This is a genomic window from Vulgatibacter incomptus, assembly GCF_001263175.1.
GTDB lineage: Bacteria > Myxococcota > Myxococcia > Myxococcales > Vulgatibacteraceae > Vulgatibacter > Vulgatibacter incomptus.
Genome location: NZ_CP012332.1, coordinates 4,251,998 through 4,269,234 on the forward strand (window position 1 = coordinate 4,251,998; position 17,237 = coordinate 4,269,234).

At 68.3% G+C, this 17,237-nt stretch carries 13 protein-coding genes; 6 read left to right on the top strand and 7 right to left on the bottom strand.

From position 1 onward, the window contains the following. Positions 1 to 15: 15 nt before the first annotated feature. The 3 genes from AKJ08_RS17810 to AKJ08_RS17820 are packed head-to-tail and all read right to left on the bottom strand — an operon-like array spanning position 16 to position 1,938. Positions 16 to 501, bottom strand: coding sequence for a thiol-disulfide oxidoreductase DCC family protein (locus tag AKJ08_RS17810; protein ID WP_050727307.1), 486 nt, complete (start codon positions 499 to 501; stop codon positions 16 to 18). Between the two features lie 10 nt (positions 502 to 511). Continuing rightward, positions 512 to 802, bottom strand: coding sequence for an MGMT family protein (locus AKJ08_RS17815; protein ID WP_050727308.1), 291 nt, complete (start codon positions 800 to 802; stop codon positions 512 to 514). After that, entirely contained in the window at positions 799 to 1,938 is a 1,140-nt protein-coding gene (locus AKJ08_RS17820; RefSeq protein ID WP_050727309.1) for a THUMP domain-containing class I SAM-dependent RNA methyltransferase, read from the bottom strand. The genes AKJ08_RS17815 and AKJ08_RS17820 overlap by 4 nt, the downstream gene beginning before the upstream one ends. A gap of 150 nt (positions 1,939 to 2,088) precedes the next feature. On the opposite strand from AKJ08_RS17820, the gene AKJ08_RS20030 reads away from it, so the two are divergent. Beyond that, positions 2,089 to 2,517, top strand: a complete 429-nt coding sequence (locus tag AKJ08_RS20030) for a universal stress protein (RefSeq protein WP_050727310.1) — start codon at positions 2,089 to 2,091, stop codon at positions 2,515 to 2,517. Here AKJ08_RS20030 and AKJ08_RS17830 read toward each other — a convergent pair. Together AKJ08_RS17830 and AKJ08_RS17835 are read right to left on the bottom strand one after the other, a co-directional pair. Continuing rightward, the gene (locus AKJ08_RS17830) at positions 2,465 to 3,439 is read right to left on the bottom strand and encodes a SphA family protein (RefSeq protein WP_050727311.1); all 975 of its coding nucleotides are present in this window, start codon (positions 3,437 to 3,439) and stop codon (positions 2,465 to 2,467) included. The genes AKJ08_RS20030 and AKJ08_RS17830 overlap by 53 nt on opposite strands. 12 nt (positions 3,440 to 3,451) lie before the next feature. Beyond that, entirely contained in the window at positions 3,452 to 4,792 is a 1,341-nt protein-coding gene (locus tag AKJ08_RS17835) for a DUF2254 domain-containing protein (RefSeq protein WP_050727312.1), read from the bottom strand. Positions 4,793 to 5,017: 225 nt separating this feature from the next. On the opposite strand from AKJ08_RS17835, the gene AKJ08_RS17840 reads away from it, so the two are divergent. Genes AKJ08_RS17840 through AKJ08_RS17850 form a run of 3 tightly spaced genes read left to right on the top strand, consistent with a single transcriptional unit; the run spans position 5,018 to position 10,729 of the window. Beyond that, positions 5,018 to 6,073, top strand: a complete 1,056-nt coding sequence (locus AKJ08_RS17840) for a P-loop NTPase family protein (protein WP_157370805.1) — start codon at positions 5,018 to 5,020, stop codon at positions 6,071 to 6,073. 43 nt (positions 6,074 to 6,116) lie between these two features. Then, positions 6,117 to 7,661, top strand: a complete 1,545-nt coding sequence (locus tag AKJ08_RS17845; RefSeq protein ID WP_050727314.1) for a DNA polymerase Y family protein — start codon at positions 6,117 to 6,119, stop codon at positions 7,659 to 7,661. Continuing rightward, positions 7,661 to 10,729: a DNA polymerase III subunit alpha gene (locus tag AKJ08_RS17850; protein WP_050727315.1), complete on the top strand. Its 3,069-nt coding sequence runs from the start codon at positions 7,661 to 7,663 to the stop codon at positions 10,727 to 10,729. The genes AKJ08_RS17845 and AKJ08_RS17850 overlap by 1 nt, the downstream gene beginning before the upstream one ends. Positions 10,730 to 11,120: 391 nt before the next feature. On the opposite strand, the gene AKJ08_RS17855 is transcribed toward AKJ08_RS17850, so the two are convergent. Then, positions 11,121 to 12,281 (bottom strand): IS30 family transposase, encoded by a 1,161-nt coding sequence (locus AKJ08_RS17855; RefSeq protein WP_082342944.1) that lies wholly within the window; start codon positions 12,279 to 12,281, stop codon positions 11,121 to 11,123. Here AKJ08_RS17855 and AKJ08_RS18935 point away from each other — a divergent pair. Then, entirely contained in the window at positions 12,225 to 15,134 is a 2,910-nt protein-coding gene (locus AKJ08_RS18935; protein ID WP_157370806.1) for a trypsin-like serine protease, read from the top strand. The genes AKJ08_RS17855 and AKJ08_RS18935 overlap by 57 nt on opposite strands. 263 nt (positions 15,135 to 15,397) lie before the next feature. After that, a complete protein-coding gene (locus tag AKJ08_RS19565; RefSeq protein WP_157370807.1) occupies positions 15,398 to 16,594 on the top strand; it encodes a hypothetical protein in 1,197 nt (398 codons plus the stop codon). A gap of 122 nt (positions 16,595 to 16,716) precedes the next feature. Here the strand turns inward: AKJ08_RS19565 and AKJ08_RS20035 are convergent, their stop codons facing one another. After that, positions 16,717 to 17,148, bottom strand: coding sequence for an acyl-CoA thioesterase (locus AKJ08_RS20035; protein WP_050727318.1), 432 nt, complete (start codon positions 17,146 to 17,148; stop codon positions 16,717 to 16,719). Between the last annotated feature and the right edge of the window lie 89 nt (positions 17,149 to 17,237).

Sequence of the window (17,237 nt, forward strand, 5' to 3'; positions counted from 1 at the left end):
GCTGGCGACCGCCAGTCAGTGCAGGGTCACGTGCGACGGCAGCGCAGTCGGCATTCGCGTCGCGAGCCGGCGCCGGCGCAGCTCGAACTCCGTCTCGGGATCCACGCGGCGGACTTCCTCCCCGTCGCGGACCGCCGGCGTGCGCTCGCCCAGCCAGTCGCGGTGCCGCGCAGCGAAGCGGTAGAGCGCGTCCGCGAGCCGGTGGAGCCCCGGCACCAGGTAGAGCAGGCGGAAGATGGGAAGGCCCAGCGGGAGCAGCTCGTCCATGCATGCGGCCACCGCGCCGCCGCGGAACCAGACCTGCCCGGAGGTCGAGACGGCGAGCACCGACGCGTCTGCTTGCGCCTGCGAGACGCCCGCTGCTTCGAGAAGTCCAGGCGTCTGCGACGGGAGGAACTGCATCGCGCGCCGCCAGTCGACCTGGCGAAGCCCGCCGGCGATCGCCGAGCAGGCGCCGCATCGCCCGTCGAAGATGATCAGGATCTGGTCGGACCGCAGCATCGCATCGAATCTAACGATCGCTGGCGGTGGCGACGATCCTCCGGCCTTCGATGCGGACGCCCTCGGCCTCGAGGAGGCGGGCCTGGGGGTCTGCGACGGCTCCTGCGAGGGTGCGATCCGCACGGACCACGCGCCACCAGGGGATGCCCGAGCTCCGGCCGAGCGAACGGGCCACCGCCCGGGCCGCCTTGGGATTTCCTGCGCGGGCCGCCACCTGGCCGTAGGAGAGCACCTGGCCGCGAGGAATCGCGCGGACCACCGCGGCCACCGCCGCGTCGAAGCCCTGCGCGTCCTTGGTCACGCCGGCATCGGCCCGTAGGAGAGGAGGTCGACCTCCAGCGGCCCGTTGAAGAGGCGGTGCCGCGCACGGACCCTGGCTCCGAAGGCGCGCTCGAAGTACGGCGAACCGGAGAGGACCACGAGGCGGTGCTCCGGCTCCAGGGGCGCGTAGGCCTGGCCGAAGCCGCGGTAGAGACCCTCGAGCTGGAGGCGCTTGCCGCCGAGCCTCTCGCCGTACGGCGGATTGACGAAGATCTGGCAGCGCGGCGGGAGCGACCCGAGGTCCCGGGTGTCGCGCTGCTCGAGCTCCACCGAGCCCGTGACTCCCGCCCGGTGGAGGTTTCGCTCGGTCACCTCCAGCGGATCCGCGAAGCGATCCCGGGCCAGGATCGGCGCCGGCGCCTTGGGGAGCGCCACCGCCTTGGCGTCCTCCTGCAGCGCGCGGAAGGCCTTGGACTCCTCGTCGCCGAAGGCCGGCCAGCGCATGAAGCCGAAGTGGCGACCGCGCCCCGGCGCGATCTTTCGCGCGATCTGGGCCGCCTCGATCGCCAGCGTCCCCGAGCCGCACATCGGATCGAGGAAGGGGAGGGCGGGATCGTAGCGCCCCAGGGCGAGCATCGCCGCGGCGAGGGTCTCGCGCAGCGGCGCCTCCTTCGCCTCCACCCGCCAGCCCCGCATGTGGAGCGGAGCGCCGGCCAGATCCAGCGAGAGCTGGGCCACGTCCTTGGCGAGGTGGATCACCACGGAGACGTCGGGCCTGTCGGCGTCCACGTCGGGCCTGCCGCCCAGCTTCTCGCGGAGGCGATCGACGATGGCGTCCTTCGCCTTCAGCGCCACGAAGTGGGAGTGGGTGAGCTCCGAGTCGCGCACCGTCGCGCGGATCGCGAAGGTCCGGCGCAGAGAGAGGTGGTCCTCCCACGGGAACGAGCGGATCGCGTCGTAGAACCCCTGTGTCCCGCGGGCCTCGAGCTCGCCGAGCTGGAGCAGGATCCGCATGGCGATCCGCGACCAGAGGCAGGCGCGCATCCCGTCCTCGAGGCGGCCCTCGAAGTGGACGCCGCCGCGGTCGGCGCGTACGCGAGGCAGGCGAAGGGCCCTGAGCTCGTCGCGGAGGGCGCCCTCGGTCCCCTTGGCAGCTGTGGCGAAGAAGTGGTGCATTTGGCGCATCTTGCACGATCGCGGGTTTTTGTCCCGTCGGCCGTGACGAAAAGGGGACGAACGCTCTCTCCGGCGGGCGGTAGGGCGCCTTGCTCCGTTCGGTACCCGTGGCCATTCCTTCACGCACCGGACGCATTTGGGGAGGCGCTCGTGATCGATCACGTCCTGGTGGCCATCGACGGCTCGGAGGGGGCCCGGCGCGCCGCCGACTTCGCCCGCGAGCTGGCGACCCAGGTGGGGGCGAAGCTCACGGTCCTCCTCGTCCTCGAGCCCATCCCGATGGTGAGCGTCGGCTTCGGAGACCTCTACGGTCTCGCCCGACGGCAGCCCACCGACGAAGAGCTCGACCTCCTCCGCACGGCCCTCGATCGGGCGGCAGACGGCTTCCCGGGGGAGGTCGAGAAGGTCATCGAATACGGTCCCGCAGCGGAGACCATCTGCCAGGTCGCCGACCAGCGCGAAGTCGGCCTGATCGTCGTCGGCGCCCGGGGCCTCGGCACCGTGGGCCGCTTCCTGATCGGCTCGGTCAGCGATCGGGTGGTCCATCTCGCCAAGCGGAACGTGGCGGTGGTTCACTGACCGGCTTCCAGATCGCGACGGTGAGGCCCGCCACGAAGACCTGCCCCACCGCGCGGCTGCGCACGACCAGATCGTGCTCGTAGCGCACGAAGAGCTTGCTGCGCAGCGGCGCCACGAGCGCGCCGATCTCCGGCCCCAGTCCGAAGGTCCTCTCGCGGAGGCCCCTCAGCGCTGCGGGTAGGTCGGCGCCTCGATCGTCGGTCACCTGCCACTCGGCATAGAAGGCGACGCCCGCCTCCAGGAATCGGAAGAGGCTCGTCCCCAGCCCGCCCTGGATCTGGAAGGTGTCGCCGCGGGTGACGTCGATTCGCTCCATGCGCTGGTTGAAGTCGTAGCTGCCGAGCGCGGAGAGGTGCCAGGTCCTCGCTCGATTGAAGAAGAACGTCCCGCCCGCGCTCACCTCGTGGGTCCAGTAGCCGCGGCCCACGCCCCCCGTCCCCCCTTTCGAGAAGCGCCCGGTCGGCGCGTAGAACGCGTAGCCGGTCACGAGGTCGAGGCGGGGCAGGCGCCAGCCCAGCTTGAGGGGCTGCACGAAGAGATCCCCGAGCCCGAATCGATCGATGCTCGCCTCGGGGCGATCGGAGTTGATGGTCACGTGGGCGACCGGGATGCCGAACCCCGCGCTGACGTAGGTGGAGAGAGGCGCGATTTTCGCGGCTCCCCCGACGCCGATGCCGTTCGCGAACGCGTCCAGGTCGAGCGCGATCGGGAGGCGGTTGCCCTCGCGATCGACGACGTGGCCTGCGCTGAAGAAGAGGACGCGATCGGCGACGTAGACGCCCGGCTCGGCGACCGACCCGGCCTGTAGGCCGAGGGTCCCGAGCACCTTGTGCCCGAGATCCTGCTGCGCCCCGGCGGATCCTGCCGCGAGGCAGAGCGCGGCGGCGAGGGTCCAGCATGGCAGGGATCGGCGGGCCTTCACTCTGAAGTCCCTTCAAAGACAGAGCTTGCTGCGAGGACCGGGCGTCGTTTTTTCCAGGATTTTCCGGCGGGCCTCCATGGTCGCCGCCCGGACGCGTTCCAGCCCGGAGCCGCCGGTCGTCGCCGCCTCGGACAAGTACAGGATGCGCTCGGTGATCGCCGCCGCGCTCTGCTTGTCGGCGTCGGATGAGGCCGCCTCTCCGGCCTCCTCGGCCATGCGCAGGAGCCGCACCGCCACGGTGGGCTCCGCGGCGCCGTATCGCGAGATCTCGTCGGTGGCGAGAAAGAGGTAGTCGCCGAAGCTCGGCTCGCGAATCACGACGCGCGGTCTCCCGTCGTCGTCCCGGAGAACCCGATCGCCGAGCTTCCTCCCCGCGAGGTCCACGAGGAGCTCCGACAGGTGATCGATGGCCACGATCGCCGAATACGGATCGTTCACGGCGGCAGAGAGGGCTCGTACGGCGACGTCGACGAGCTGGCGGAGGCCGAGCGAGACGTCGGTGTCCTGATCCCGCCACCTGTCGAGGAGCACCGCGTCGGCCAGGGCTGCGGCGCGTTCTTCCGAGACGGCGGCGCCGGGACCGATCGGCTCGGCCCAGCCCACCACGCTGCCTTCGACGATCCCCTCGCCGATCGCGCGCTCGATCCAGACCCGAAGCCCATGCTTCTTCGCGCTGGAGAGCAGGATCTCGTCGTCCACCCCCATCACGTAGCCCGAGCCCTGGGCCCGCAAGGGGGTCGCCGTCGCGGAGACGGGGACGGGGGTGCCGGAACGCTCGCCACGGAGGTGGGCCATGGCGCGAATGGTCTTTCGGGTCCGGCGCGTGACCCAGATGGCCACGGACTCGATGCGGATGACCAGGATCGTCCGGGCGAGCTCGACCAGCAAGGCGGCGCCGGAGGCGAAGATCAGGACGATCGCCAGCGTGAGAGCGGGTCGCGGAGCCACCCCGAGCTCGTCGGAGAGCCCGATCCGTGCGGAGGCGACCACGCAGAAGACGCACGTGGTCACGAAGGTCGGCAGGACGGTGCGGCCCGCCGGATCCCGGAGGTAGGACGAGATCAGCCTCGGCGAATACTGCGCCGCGGCGCTCTGCACGGCGAGCAACGAGAGGGAGAAGACGATGCTCAGCGCGGTGATCTCGACCGCGAGTATCGCGATGAAGATCGTCCTCGCTTGCTCCAACGTTGTCCCCAGGGCGACTCCGATCAGGATGTGGGGGATGTGGGCCCCCGTCTCCGCGCCCAGCAGGAACCCGAGGACGAGCCCGATCAGGCTTCCCAGGATCGAGAGCGTCCACGGGGACTCCCGGCTCCGGTTTCGCAGGACGCGAAGGCGCGGACGCAGCCTCATCTCTCTCGGTTGCCTCCGAGCGTCTTTCTCGCCTGGCCGGGATCCCTTCGAGCAGGCGGACGCTCGACGGATCATACCCACCGGCATGGGTGCCTGCCGGCGGGCGTGCGCTCGGACATTCGGGGCGGGCAGGCGCTCGGCCGTCTGAACGAGTGTTCCGCGTGTCGGCTCTTGACTGACTGAACGAATGTTCCTATCGATCGCGGTGGAGGCTCGTCTTCATCCGTGGCTCGATCCGCTCTCGAACTCGACCGTCTCGTGGAGGACCTGCGCCGTACCCGGGCGCTGGTCACGCCGCAGGAGCTCGCCCATCGGCTCCCGTCGGTGACCCCGACGGGGCTGGAGCCGTTGGATCGGCTCCTGGGCGGCGGGCTGCCCGAGGGGCGGATCGTCGAGCTCGTCGAGGAGCGGGGCGCCTGGGGCTCCTCCCTGGCCCTCCTCGTCCTGGCGCGGTTCACCGCCGATGGCCGGAGCGCGGCCCTCATCGATCGGGCGGACGCCTTCGATCCGCGCGGCGCGGTGGAGGCGGGCGTGGCGCTCGATCGCCTCCTCTGGTGCAGGCCGTCGACCGATCAGGAGGCGATCCGCGCCGCGGACGTGCTGCTCTCGTCCGGGGCGTTTCCCCTGGTCGTCCTCGACCTCGCCCGCGGTGCAGAGGTGGCGCGGGGCGGCGCTGCGGGGCGGGGCGGCTCAGCGGGGCAGGGTTCTGCCCAGGGTTCTGCTGGACAGGGCGCCGCCGCGGAGCGGGGCGGTGGGGCGGACGCCGGAGCCGGACGCGAAGACGCGGAGCGGGGCGCTGGCAGCAGCGGCTCCGGGAGCGCCGGGGGCGCCGGCCCGCTTCGCCTCGCGCCGCGGAGCCCCGGTTTGGGCAGCCCCGGTTTGGATCGTGGGCTCCGCTTCGAGCCCTACGCCGGCTACGGGGCTCCGCGAAAGGACGCCCCTCGCCGCAAGGCGCAACCCGACGTATCGCAGGCCGCGTGGCTCCGCCTCGCGCGGGACGCGGAAGGCGCCCGCGCCAGCCTGATCGTGGTGGGAGGCACGGGCGCTGGCGGCGTCTCGTCGGCTTGCTTGAGGCCCGTGCGCCGAAAGGCCCGCTTCCTGGGCAACGGCCCCGGCCGCACCTTCGAAGGCCTCGACCTCACCGTCGCCCTGGAGCGCAACCGCCTGGGCCTGCCGCTCGGCGAGGCCCTCCTCTCCTTCCGCGCGCCCTCGCTCTTTCCCGCCGGACTTCGCGAGCCCGCGCCCGGTCAGGCGCGCACCTCGCCCTGGAGCGGCTCGTGAGGCTGCGAGATGCCCGGCCTGGAACCTTCGTGAGACATTCGCCATGCGTGTAGGTTGCCTCTTCGTCCATGACCTTCCGCTGCAGGCGATCCTGCGGGCGGAGCCGACCCTCGCAGGCACCCCGGTGGCGGTGGCGGAAGGCGAGGGCGCTCGCGCCCGCGTCCGCTGCGTCTCGGTCCCGGCCCACACCCAGGGTGTCCGCCCCGGGCTCTCGGTGGGCGACGCCCTCTCCCTCGCGCCCGAGCTCGTGGTGCGCTGGACGCCGCCGGAGCTCTTCGAGGCCGCCCGCGCAGCGGTGCTCGACGCCGCGGCGAGCGTCTCACCCAGGGTGGAGGAGGCGCGCCCCGGCGTGGCCCTGATCGACGCCCGGGGGCTGGAGAAGCTCCACGGCGGCGATCGCGGCGTGGCCTCGGCGCTGGTGGCGGCGGCGTCCCGGCTCGGCCTCGATGGGCGGGCGTCGGTGGCGTCGGGCAAGACCCTCGCGCAGATCGCCGCCGTCCGCGGCGCCGGCGTCGAGGTGGTGCCCCGCGGCGGCGAGCGGGCCTTCCTCGCGCCGCTCTCGGCCGTGGCCCTGGGAGCGGACGCGGCCCTGGCGCAGACCCTCGCCCGCTGGGGGATTGCCACGGCGGGCGAGCTCGCCGCGCTGCCGGCGAACGGCATCGGCGCCAGGCTCGGCGCGTCCGGCGTGAGGCTCCACCGCCTCGCCAGCGGCGTCGACGACGAGCCCCTCCATCCCCTGCAGCCCCCCGAGCGCTTCGAGGAGGGCGCCGACTTCGACTTCGAGCTCGCCGCCGTCGAGGGGCTCCTCTTCGTGATCCGGCCCGCCCTGGAGCGCCTCGTCGATCGCCTCGACTGCCACGCGATGGCCTGCGGCAGCGTGCAGCTCCGGCTCCTCCTCGATCCGTCCGGCGAGGCGATCCTCCCGGTGGAGCTGGCGGCGCCCACCCGCGACGTGCCCTCGCTCCTGGCCCTCTGCCGCTCGATCCTCGAGCGCCGTCCACCCGGCGCCGCGGTGCGGGGCGTGAGGGTGATCGCCGTGCCCGCAGCGGCCCGGCACGAGCAGCTTCGCCTGTTCGGCAGGCCCACGGTGGCGCCCGAGAAGCTCGCCACCGCCCTCGCCAAGGTCGCGGCGATCGTGGGCGACGATCGCGTGGGCACGCCCGCCCTCGCCGATTCTCATGTGAACGACTCATTCACGATGAGTCGCTTCGACCCGCCGCCCCCTCCCGACGAGCTGCCTCGATCGACTGGCGGGAGCCGGGCGGGCGCTGGTCGCGATGTCTCGCTGGCGGCAGAGCCCCCGTCGCGCTACGGCGAGGACGACGGACACGTCGGCTCGCTCCGGCTCTTCCGCCCGGCCCTCGTCGCCGAGGTGCGGGAGGCGAGGGGCGGCCCGCAGGCCCTTCGCGCCGGGGCGATCGCGGGCTGGGTCGTCACCTGCGCGGGGCCGTGGCGCCTCGACGTGGGCTGGCACGAGACCCCCACCTGCCGCGACGCCTTCGACGTGGAGCTCTCCGACGGCGCGGTCTACCGGCTCGCGCGCGACTTCACCACGGGTGAATGGTCGCTGGTGGGGCGCTACGACTGATGGCACCGCGTTACGTAGAGCTGCGGGCACGCTCCGCCTTCTCCTTCCTGCGTGGCGCCTCGCAGCCGGAGGACCTCGCCTCCCGTGCGGCGGAGCTCGGCTATCCGGCCATGGCCTGCGGCGATCACGGCGGGCTCTACGGCGCGCCGCGCTTCCACGCCGCGGCCAAGGAGGCCGGCCTCCGGCCCATCGTCGCTGCCGACGTGGACGTGTCCGGCGTCGGATCCCTGCGCCTCCTCGTCGAGGACGCCGCCGGCTACCGCAACCTCTGCAGGCTCCTCACCACCTCCCACGCGACGAGCGTCAAGGGCACGCACCTCGTCTCCCTCGGAGACGTAGCAGAGCACGCCGGGGGCCTCGTCGCCCTCCTTGGCGCCTGCCGCGACGCAAAGGCGGCGGAGCTCGTCGTGCGCACCCTGGGCGCCGAGCGGACCGCCTCTGAAGTGCAGCGCCACCTCGATCCGGCCGACGAGCGGCGCAACCGCGCGATGATCGACCTCGCCGAGCGCCACGGCCTGCCGCTGGTCGCCACCGGCGACGTGCGCCACGCCACGGTCCGTGAACGAAGGGTGATGGACGTTCTCACATGCATCCGCGAGGGCGTCCCGCTCCACATGGCGGGCACGCTCCTCGCCCACAACGCCGACCGCCACCTCCATCCCCCGGAGGAGGTCGAGCGGCGCTTCGCCGATCTGCCCCACGCCATCGACGGCGCCGTGGCCCTCGCCGAGCGCTGCGCCTTCACCATGGACTCGCTCCCCTACGAGTTCCCCGACTATCCCGTGGAGGCGGGCGAGACCCAGCAGTCCCTCCTGGTCCAGCTCACCTTCGAGGGCGCCCGCCGCCGCTACGGCCAGAGGCTCGAGGGCAGGGTGCGGGCCCAGCTCGAGCACGAGCTCGCCCTCATCGGCAAGCTCAAGCTCGCCGGCTACTTCCTCATCGTCTGGGATCTGGTGCGCTTCTGCCGCGAGAACGGGATCCTCACCCAGGGCCGCGGCTCCGCCGCCAACTCCGCCGTCTGCTACTCGCTGGGGATCACCGCCGTCGATCCGGTGGGGATGGGCCTGCTCTTCGAGCGCTTCCTGTCCGAGGAGCGGGGCGAGTGGCCCGACATCGACCTCGACCTTCCCTCCGGCGACCGGCGGGAGAAGGTGATCCAGTACGTCTACGAGCGCTACGGCCGCAGCGGCGCCGCCATGTGCGCCGAGGTGATCACCTACCGCGGCCGCTCCGCCGTCCGCGAGGTGGGCAAGGTGCTGGCGCTGTCCGCCGACCAGATCGACCGCATGGCCCGCCACATCTCCCACTTCGAGTACGTGGAGAAGGACGACGATCCCGGCGCGCGGATCGCGCAGGCGGGCCTGCGCCCCGACGACGAGCGGCTGCGGCTCCTCGTGGAGCTCTGCGGCGAGCTGCGCTCCCTGCCGCGGCACCTCTCGCAGCACTCTGGCGGGATGATCATCGCCAAGGGCAGGCTCGACGAGATCGTGCCCCTGGAGCCGGCGGCCATGGCCGACCGCACCGTGCTCCAATGGGACAAGGACGACGTCGAGGCGATGAAGCTCATCAAGATCGACCTCCTCGGCCTGGGGATGATGGCGGCCCTCGAGGACGCGGTGGCGATCCTCGAGTCGCGCGGCACGCCCTGCGATCTCTCCCAGCTCCCCGCCGACGATCCCGCCGTCTACGACGCCGCCTGCGCGGCGGACACCGTGGGCGTCTTCCAGATCGAGAGCCGCGCGCAGATGGCGACGCTGCCCAGGATGCAGCCGCGCAGGTTCTACGACCTGGTGGTGGAGGTGGGCCTCATCCGCCCCGGCCCCATCGTGGGGAAGATGGTGAACCCCTATCTCGCCAGGCGCGCGGGGCGCCAGGCCGTGGTCTATCCGCACCCCTCCCTCGAGCCCGTGCTCGAGCGCACCCTGGGCGTGCCGCTCTTTCAGGAGCAGCTCATGCGCGTGGCCATGGTCGCCGCCGACTTCACCGGCGGTGAAGCCCAGGAGCTGCGCCGCGCCATGAGCCACAAGCGCTCCACGGAGCGGATGCAGCGCTTCGTCGATCGCCTGCGCGACGGCATGGATCGCAAGGGCTTCTCTCCCCAGGCCCGCGACGAGGTGATCCTCGGCATCCGCTCCTTCGCCGAGTACGGCTTCCCCGAGAGCCACGCCGCGAGCTTCGCGCTCCTCGTCTACGCGAGCCTCTGGATCAAGGTCCACCACCCGGCCGTGTTCCTCGCCGCCCTGCTCAACAACCAGCCCATGGGCTTCTACGCGCCCGCGTCCCTGGTGAAGGACGCCCAGCGCCACGGCGTCCACGTGCGCACGCCCTGCGTGGTCGAGTCGGAGCCGAACGCGAAGGTCACGGGCGATCGCGAGGTGCGCCTGGGCCTCCGCAGCGTGATCGGCCTGGGCGAGGCCGCCGCCCAGCGGATCGCCGACGCGCGGCGGGAGCGCCCCTTCCGCGACGTCACCGACGTCTGCCTGCGCGCCCGCCTCGACGCGCGCCGGGCCGAGACCCTCGCCGAGGCCGGCGCCTTCGCCGCCCTGGGCGCCACCCGCCGGCAGGCGCTGTGGGAGGTCCGCTCCGCCCTCGCCGCCGGCGGCCCCCTCGCCCCGCCGCCCCGCGCGGAAGGCTCGCCGTTGCCCGAGCTCAGCTCGCTGCAGCGCACCCTCGCCGACTACGCCTCCACCGGTCTCACCGTCGGACCCCACCTCGTCTCGCGGATGCGCGGCGAGCTCGACGCCCTCGGCGTCACCCCCGCAGGCTCCGTGCTCTCCTGCCGCAACGGGAGCTGGCTGCGCATCGCCGGCCAGGTCATCGTCCGCCAGCGCCCCGGCACCGCCCACGGCGTCGTCTTCGTCACCGTGGAGGACGAGACCGGCTTCGCCAACGCGGTCATCGATCCCGAGACCTTCCAGGCGAACCGGACGCTGCTCCTCACCAGCCCGCTCCTCCTCGTCGAGGGCCCTCTCCAGAACCTCGAAGGCGTCGCCACCGTGCGCGGCCGCGCCTTCCGCACCCTCCACGGCCCCAGCGAGGACTTGCCGGCTTCAAGGGATTTCCACTAAAAGCAAGATAGTGCGCGCCAAAGATGTCAAATACTTGTCGTAATTCGGCTTCAATGAACGTGAATTGACGCTCCGCCGGCATCGGTGGTAGGAAATTTCAGGCTATCCGCAGCATCCACACGCACCATGATGGAGGGAGTCATGAGTCGTTGCTCTGCGTTGTTGCGTCACTGCGTCACTGCGTCACTTCTGATCATTCTGGCATCTTGCCAGGCAAACGAGGAGTCGCCGTCGGCCGCAGATTCGATCGGCCAGGCCACACAGCCTCTCTACGGAGGCGACGTCGACGTCGACGACGGGACGCATGGCCCGATTTCGAGGGCCGAAGATCTGTCCACGCCCAAGGGTGTCGCAGGGGCGACCGCGCTTGTCCATCTCCAGGGTGGCGGTCTCAAGTGGTCGACGCAACGAATGTGCTGAATACCTCACCCGGCGTCCTCCAGTCGAGCGTCTGTCTTGGGCGTCCGTTTAGTTGAGCTGCCACCGTATTGAGTTCTCGTCGGGTGTACGCACTGAGGTCCTTGCCCTTGGGGAAGTACTGGCGGAGTAGCCCGTTGGTGTTTTCGTTGCTGCCTCGCTGCCAGGGGCTGTGCGGGTCGCAGAAGTAGACGGAGACGTTCGTCTCAACGGAGAAGCGAGTGTGCTGAGCCATCTCCTTCCCCTGGTCCCACGTGATCGAGCGCCGGAGGCACTCTGGGAGGCGCCGAACTTCGGCGGCGAGCGCCTTGCGGACATCCTCCGCGGTCCTCCCGTTAGGCAAGGGGAACAGCACCACGAAACGGCTCTTGCGCTCGACCAGCGTACCGATCGCCGATTTGCTGTCCTTCCCTATGATCAGATCGCCTTCCCAATGCCCAGGAACCGCGCGGTCTTCGGCTTCCGCCGGCCGTTCGCTGATCATCACCATGTCGCTGATCTTGCCCCTGAGATCGGTGCGCTTGCCCGGGTGCCGCCGGGTTCGTCCCGTCCGAAGGCAGGTGGCGAGTTCCTTCCGGAGAGCCCCGCGGGCCTGCACGAAAAGGGAGCTGTAGATGGTCTCGTGTGACACGCGAAGCTCGGGGGCCTTGGGGTGGTCGACCTTCAGCCTCGCAGCAATTTGCTGCGGCGACCACCGCTGGCGCAGGCCTTCCTCTACCGCCTGGCGAAGCCCGGCGTTCTCCACGAGCTTGAAGGGCTTGGGCCGACGGGCTCGCTGGCGCGCCCCTTTCTCAGCGAGGTGCGCCCGGTACGCCTCACGCCCCCCAGCCGCCCGGACCTCGCGCGATACCGTCGACGGCGCGCGCCCGATCTTCGTGGCGATCTTTCGGAACGACTCGCCGGCTTGGATGCCGCGTGAGACTTCCTCGCGTTCGACCACGGAGAGCCTTGCCTCCGACCGCGTGGGGGCCCGAGGGGCCACGCCGCCTGTCTTACGGAGGAGGCGATGGACCGATTTCGCCGAGCACCCAACCGCCGCCGCGGCGACAGCTAGCGAATCGCCATTTCGGAACCGGCGATGGAGCTCCAGGTGATCGTCGATGGTCAGCCGACTTGCCTTGCTACGAGCCCACATTCCTCGGCACCTCTCAGGCGGAGGGTGCCACAGACGCACCCCGTGGTGCGTTCACCGATTGAGACCGCCGATTCAAACACGTCCTGTTCGGGGACTCTCGTCTCTCGACGCCACGTCGTCACCGCGGGCCACTGTACCGACGGCGAAAGGGTTGGAAGAATCAGGGTCCGTTTCGCTCAGGCTCCTGACGAGTGGTTCTACGAGAGCGACCGCGAGATCGACCGGAAGGTTTGGAGCATCAAGTCCCCCGCGTCCCGCGACGGTGGCGGGTATGATGTTGCTCTGCTGACACTCGATCGCAATGTGCCAATCTCGATTGTAAAGGAACTCCCGGCCTACAATATCGAGGATCTCCGCGACTTCATTTCCGCGAATAGGGCCGGCGGCTTCGTCCTGGCGGGGTACGGGGCGAGCCGGAACGCTAGTGGGGGCGTGGTTTATGACGACAAGCGTCGCTTCGGGACCGTAAAAGATGTCTCAGCGGAGCGCCGCAAGTGTGGAAAGGCCGACCGCAAAGGCCTAACCTGCCTCGCAAACTCCGAGATCTGGGCACCCTACGGGGGAGGGCGGACGACTTTCGATTCCGGAGACACCGGTGGAGGGCTCTTCCTCAAGGATCTTTCGACCGGAAAGTTCGTGTTGATCGGGGTTGCCTCCGGATACCGGAACTGGCAGAGCCTATCTCGCAACAAACAAGTCTTCTCTCCCCTGGGGAAGCTCGACGGACAGCGTGCGGACCTCATCCGCTATATCCCAGATGGCGACGGAGACGGCGTACCCGATGAGTTCGACAACTGCCCGACGGTCAAGAACCCCGATCAGCTTGATGAGGACAACGACGGTATTGGCGACGCCTGCGACAACTGCCCGCCCTCGCGCTGTGTCGAATTGGGTCTTGATAAGCTGAGCTGTGCCAACCACGACCAGCACGACGAGGATGGAGACGGCTGGGGCGACGTCTGTGACGTCTGTCCCGTTACATTCGACAAGCCTCAGACTGTATCGTTCGGCGGCTCTGTCGGCGATGCGTGCAATCGATGCCCGGGCATGGCGTTTGACTACCTACCCTGCTTGCCAGGTTCGACGACCTGCGAGAACGCTCGAGCAGGCAAGTGCATGTTCGGCCTCGACAAGGACAATCGACCGCTCCCGGGCCGATGTAGTGAACTCCAAGATCGGGACGAAGACGGTGTTCCCGATGCCTGTGATCTCTGCCCGAACGACTGGGACCCGACGCAGAGCAACGCGAACCTGGCCGTAGAAATGGATGCTGGGGAGCCGATGCTGGGCGATGTTTGTGATCCCGTTCCGGTGTTCGACTTCGCGCAGTCTGATCCCAGAATTTTTCGTTATTGGGTGCCGAGTCATGGAAGCGGTGAAGATGGCATCGACATGCAGGAGTTCGATGGGCATAGTTGGCTGGGCGAGAACGAGACGCTGACGACGAGATCGTTCGCGCAGCCGACCGTTTTCAAACATTGCTCGTGTTTTGACCGAAATGGAGTTGCCCTGTCTGAGATGGATTGCGTCAGCACGCGCTCCTGCCGCGCTACGCTAGCGGACCAAGATGGAGGCGGCTGGAAGCCTCTCTCCATGGAGGAGCTTGGAAGCGGCGTTCGATTCCCAGCGTCGGGCCTCGATCTCGACTTCCGCGCCAAAGAGTTCGGGCCTTATCGGTTCGTGTGGCATTCGTACGAGGACGTTACGAGGCAAAATAACCCTGTTGAATCGGTCTCGAGGGACCGATTCATGCAAACTCACGGCGTCGTTGCTTCTGTGGTGAAGCGGGTGAATGGAGTCAGTGCGAGTGCACGCGACGCCGGCAAATCGAACCTCCGGACCGTACTGCGGATGTTTGACACGCCAAATTATCACTTCTCGCAGCGCCAGTGGACAGCCGGCCCTTGCGACTTCCCGAACTGCCTCGGCTACGAAGATCCTCGAGTGAAGATTTGGGATCCCTGGGAGGAGAGAATCCGGGATCGGATCCGTCCCGTGGTATTCGACGGATCGTTTGTGGGGCTTGTTCGGGTGGACGGGTATGTGCTGGATGGCGTCGATGCTGTATCGACTCGTGTCGCCGAGCTCATGGCGACGGGCGAATGGAGGTGGTTCTCCTCGTTAGAAGATCCAACCATCCTCGCAAAGTTCGGCGCACCTGTGGGCATCCTCGTGCCGCGTGAGGGAGCCGGCGCAGCTTTCCCGATTCCGCTTAGGATGAACGCGGGTCAAGTGGATCTCGACGGAGAGCCCGAGTACGACCAGGGCTGGGGCCTCGTTGGTGCAGTCCAAGTATCTGACGAGGAACGAGGCGCGTTCTCGGCACTGCAGGGAGTGCTCTACCTCGTGGGCAAGGGATCGGATCCCGGTCTTCGTCGATACAATCTCGCGACCCAGTCCGCGGGATTCGCCACCTGGGAAATCGAGCCCCTTGGCGAGAACCTCGGAATTGCCCTCGACACAATCCGAAACCGCCTCTACCTCCTGCAAGAAGAGGACGGGGGCAAGGTCGTTCGGTTGGTCGCGCATGACCTTTCGGACGGAAAGCAGGAAGTCCTCCTCTCAGTGCCGCGCCAAAAAGATCTCTACACGAAGACCGCGCTCGCTCTCGACTCGACCGGCGCGCTGATCCTCTTCGCTTCGTCCCCCGAGAGTGGCCTCGAGGCTTGGCGGTACATTCCTTCGGGCGCGGGCGCCAAGTTCGCGGGCAAGTTCGCCGCCGAGAAGATCATTCTCTACGATGAACCTCGCCGAAGCGACCTGGTTCCGGTCTGGGTGGAGAACGTGCGAATGGAAGTTCTTTCGCTGGCGCCGAAGTTGTTTTCGCTGAGCGTACCCTGCACTGGACTGTAGTTCGAAACTCAAAGAGGCGGCCCTTTGGCCGCCTCTTTGCCAAACAACCTCGGACGTGAATTATGCGACGAACGATCAGGTGGTCGGCAGCAGCTAGTGCGATTTTGATTCTCGCAGCAGCTTGTTCGCGAGTGCCCGAGCGTTCCCAGAATTCTGGTGGGACGGGCGGGGTTTCTTCCGGTGGAAACAGCGGCGGAACGGGCGGGAAGCCAGGCTCGGGTACGGGAGGAAGCGGCAGTGATGGCGAGGGGGGAAGCGGTTCGGTGGGGTGGTTCGACGACCCGGCCGCATGGCGTGAGGTGAAGCTCAAAGACGCGACGGAGGGTTTTATCCTTCAAGAGGGCGTACCATCCAAGTTGCGATTCCCTCAATTGGAGTGGGAGAGCTGTGGAAACGGATGTGAATCGACGACGTCGCTGAACGCGTTTGATTCGACGGGCGATGCTGTCCTCGGCGCCCGTGGAAACGGCTCGATGGCCCCCGTTGTATACGTTGCAGTGGATAATACGCAGACGCGTGGCAACTCGTGGTGCGACGTTCGTCGACTCGTTCGGCTCCCCGATGGAGTGACGGTCGGAGCTCTTCGGCTCGTTCCACATGCGCCGAAATTTCCGTTTGAAGCGTGGCTCAGTTCTCGATTTGATATGGTTGGAACCTTCCTTCTGCTTAATCAGGGACGCATCCTCTATGTGTCGTTTGACCCCCAGATGGGCTGGGATTTCCGTGAGCCGTGGGATTCAGATCGGGTTCGCGGTACTTTGAGCGTGCCGTTCGACCTCGAGACGTCCCCTAGGCGTATTTTTTTCCCGGGGGGACTCCGGGGGCTCGAGGTCATGGCTGACACCGGGAGCAGCTCGGTCGTAGTAGTGCCCGACTCTGCAGGCGCAGTGCTTGGAGCGGCGAACTATGGGATGGCAGTCTGGTCCGAGCTCTCCCTTGAAGGCCCCCGAAGTTCTCGGATTCGTGCCTGGTCTCCAGACGGCGACCTCCGTACGCTTGCGGAGCTTCCAGGAGATATTTGTGGGCTCGGCGTTGATTCCGAGCGCGTCGTCGGAATTCGAGGGGACGGTCCGACGAACTCTGATTGGTGCCAAAGCACGCTGGTGAATCCACGGTTTTTCTCGATCTCTCGAAGCACTGGAGAGAGGCTCGACGGTCCGGTACTCGATCAACCGTACGCTGTCCTAAGCATTTCCACTTGGGGCAACTTCGCCGCCTTCGTGATTCTCAGGTCCCTGCCTGATCGGAGCAGCATCGGGCTGCTGCGGCTCTCCGACTGGAAAATTCGCCAATTCCCCACCCCAAGTCGCCGGACTCTCGGGATGTCGACCGTCGCAGTCGACGACGAGTACATATATTTTACCGTGGATTACGACGAGATCGGAAAGTTCAAGCATCTGGACAGGCTCTATCGCTACCGACTCGATCAGTTCGACTCGATCGGAGAGCCGATGAACTGACATTAGCGTCACCACCAGCCACCACCTCCGGTCCCGGATGGGCAGTGAGGTCGATGCCCTCGCTTCCCCAGCTCGAGTGGATGGTAAAAGGGACGGCGTTGGCTAGGGGGGCCCGCGCTGAATCAAGCCGTCGGCGGCTTGGAGTAGGGGAGGACCTTCTCGCGGAGCTCGTCGGTCCAGGGGACGGGCTTGCGGGTCTTGGGATCGACGCGGACCATCACCCGGCTGCCGACGGCGAAGTCGCGGTCCTCGTCGAGGGGGAGGACGCGGAAGCCGAAGGTGAGGCTGGTCTCGCCGATCTTCTCGATCCAGATGCGGACGCGGACGTCGCCAATGCCCTCGACCGGGCGCTCGTAGCTGATGTGGTTGGCGCGAACGAGGTGGGACTGGTCGGGGTGGGCTGCCAGGTCGAGGGTGCCCTTCCACCCGAAAAGGCGCTCCCAGAACGCGCCGATCGTGCGCTCGATCAGGAGCACGTACCGCGCGTTGTGGAGCACCTGGTACGCGTCGAGGTCGTCGAAGTAGACACCGTGGACCGTTTCGAAGAATCGCATCGCGGCCGAACATATCCCCGAACGAGCCGGAAGAGGGCGGTCTTCGCCCGGTGGGCGGAGTGTCGGGGGCCCGACTCGACCCGCGGGGC

Excerpts from the sequence above, each read along its gene's own strand:
- AKJ08_RS17845 (WP_050727314.1), top strand. The coding sequence starts at position 6,117 with ATGCGTGTAGGTTGCCTCTTCGTCCATGACCTTCCGCTGCAGGCGATC.
- AKJ08_RS20035 (WP_050727318.1), bottom strand. The coding sequence starts at position 17,148 with ATGCGATTCTTCGAAACGGTCCACGGTGTCTACTTCGACGACCTCGAC.
- AKJ08_RS17835 (WP_050727312.1), bottom strand. The coding sequence starts at position 4,792 with ATGAGGCTGCGTCCGCGCCTTCGCGTCCTGCGAAACCGGAGCCGGGAG.
- AKJ08_RS17820 (WP_050727309.1), bottom strand. The coding sequence starts at position 1,938 with ATGCACCACTTCTTCGCCACAGCTGCCAAGGGGACCGAGGGCGCCCTC.
- AKJ08_RS17850 (WP_050727315.1), top strand. The coding sequence starts at position 7,661 with ATGGCACCGCGTTACGTAGAGCTGCGGGCACGCTCCGCCTTCTCCTTC.
- AKJ08_RS17855 (WP_082342944.1), bottom strand. The coding sequence starts at position 12,281 with ATGTGGGCTCGTAGCAAGGCAAGTCGGCTGACCATCGACGATCACCTG.
- AKJ08_RS18935 (WP_157370806.1), top strand. The coding sequence starts at position 12,225 with ATGGAGCTCCAGGTGATCGTCGATGGTCAGCCGACTTGCCTTGCTACG.
- AKJ08_RS17810 (WP_050727307.1), bottom strand. The coding sequence starts at position 501 with ATGCTGCGGTCCGACCAGATCCTGATCATCTTCGACGGGCGATGCGGC.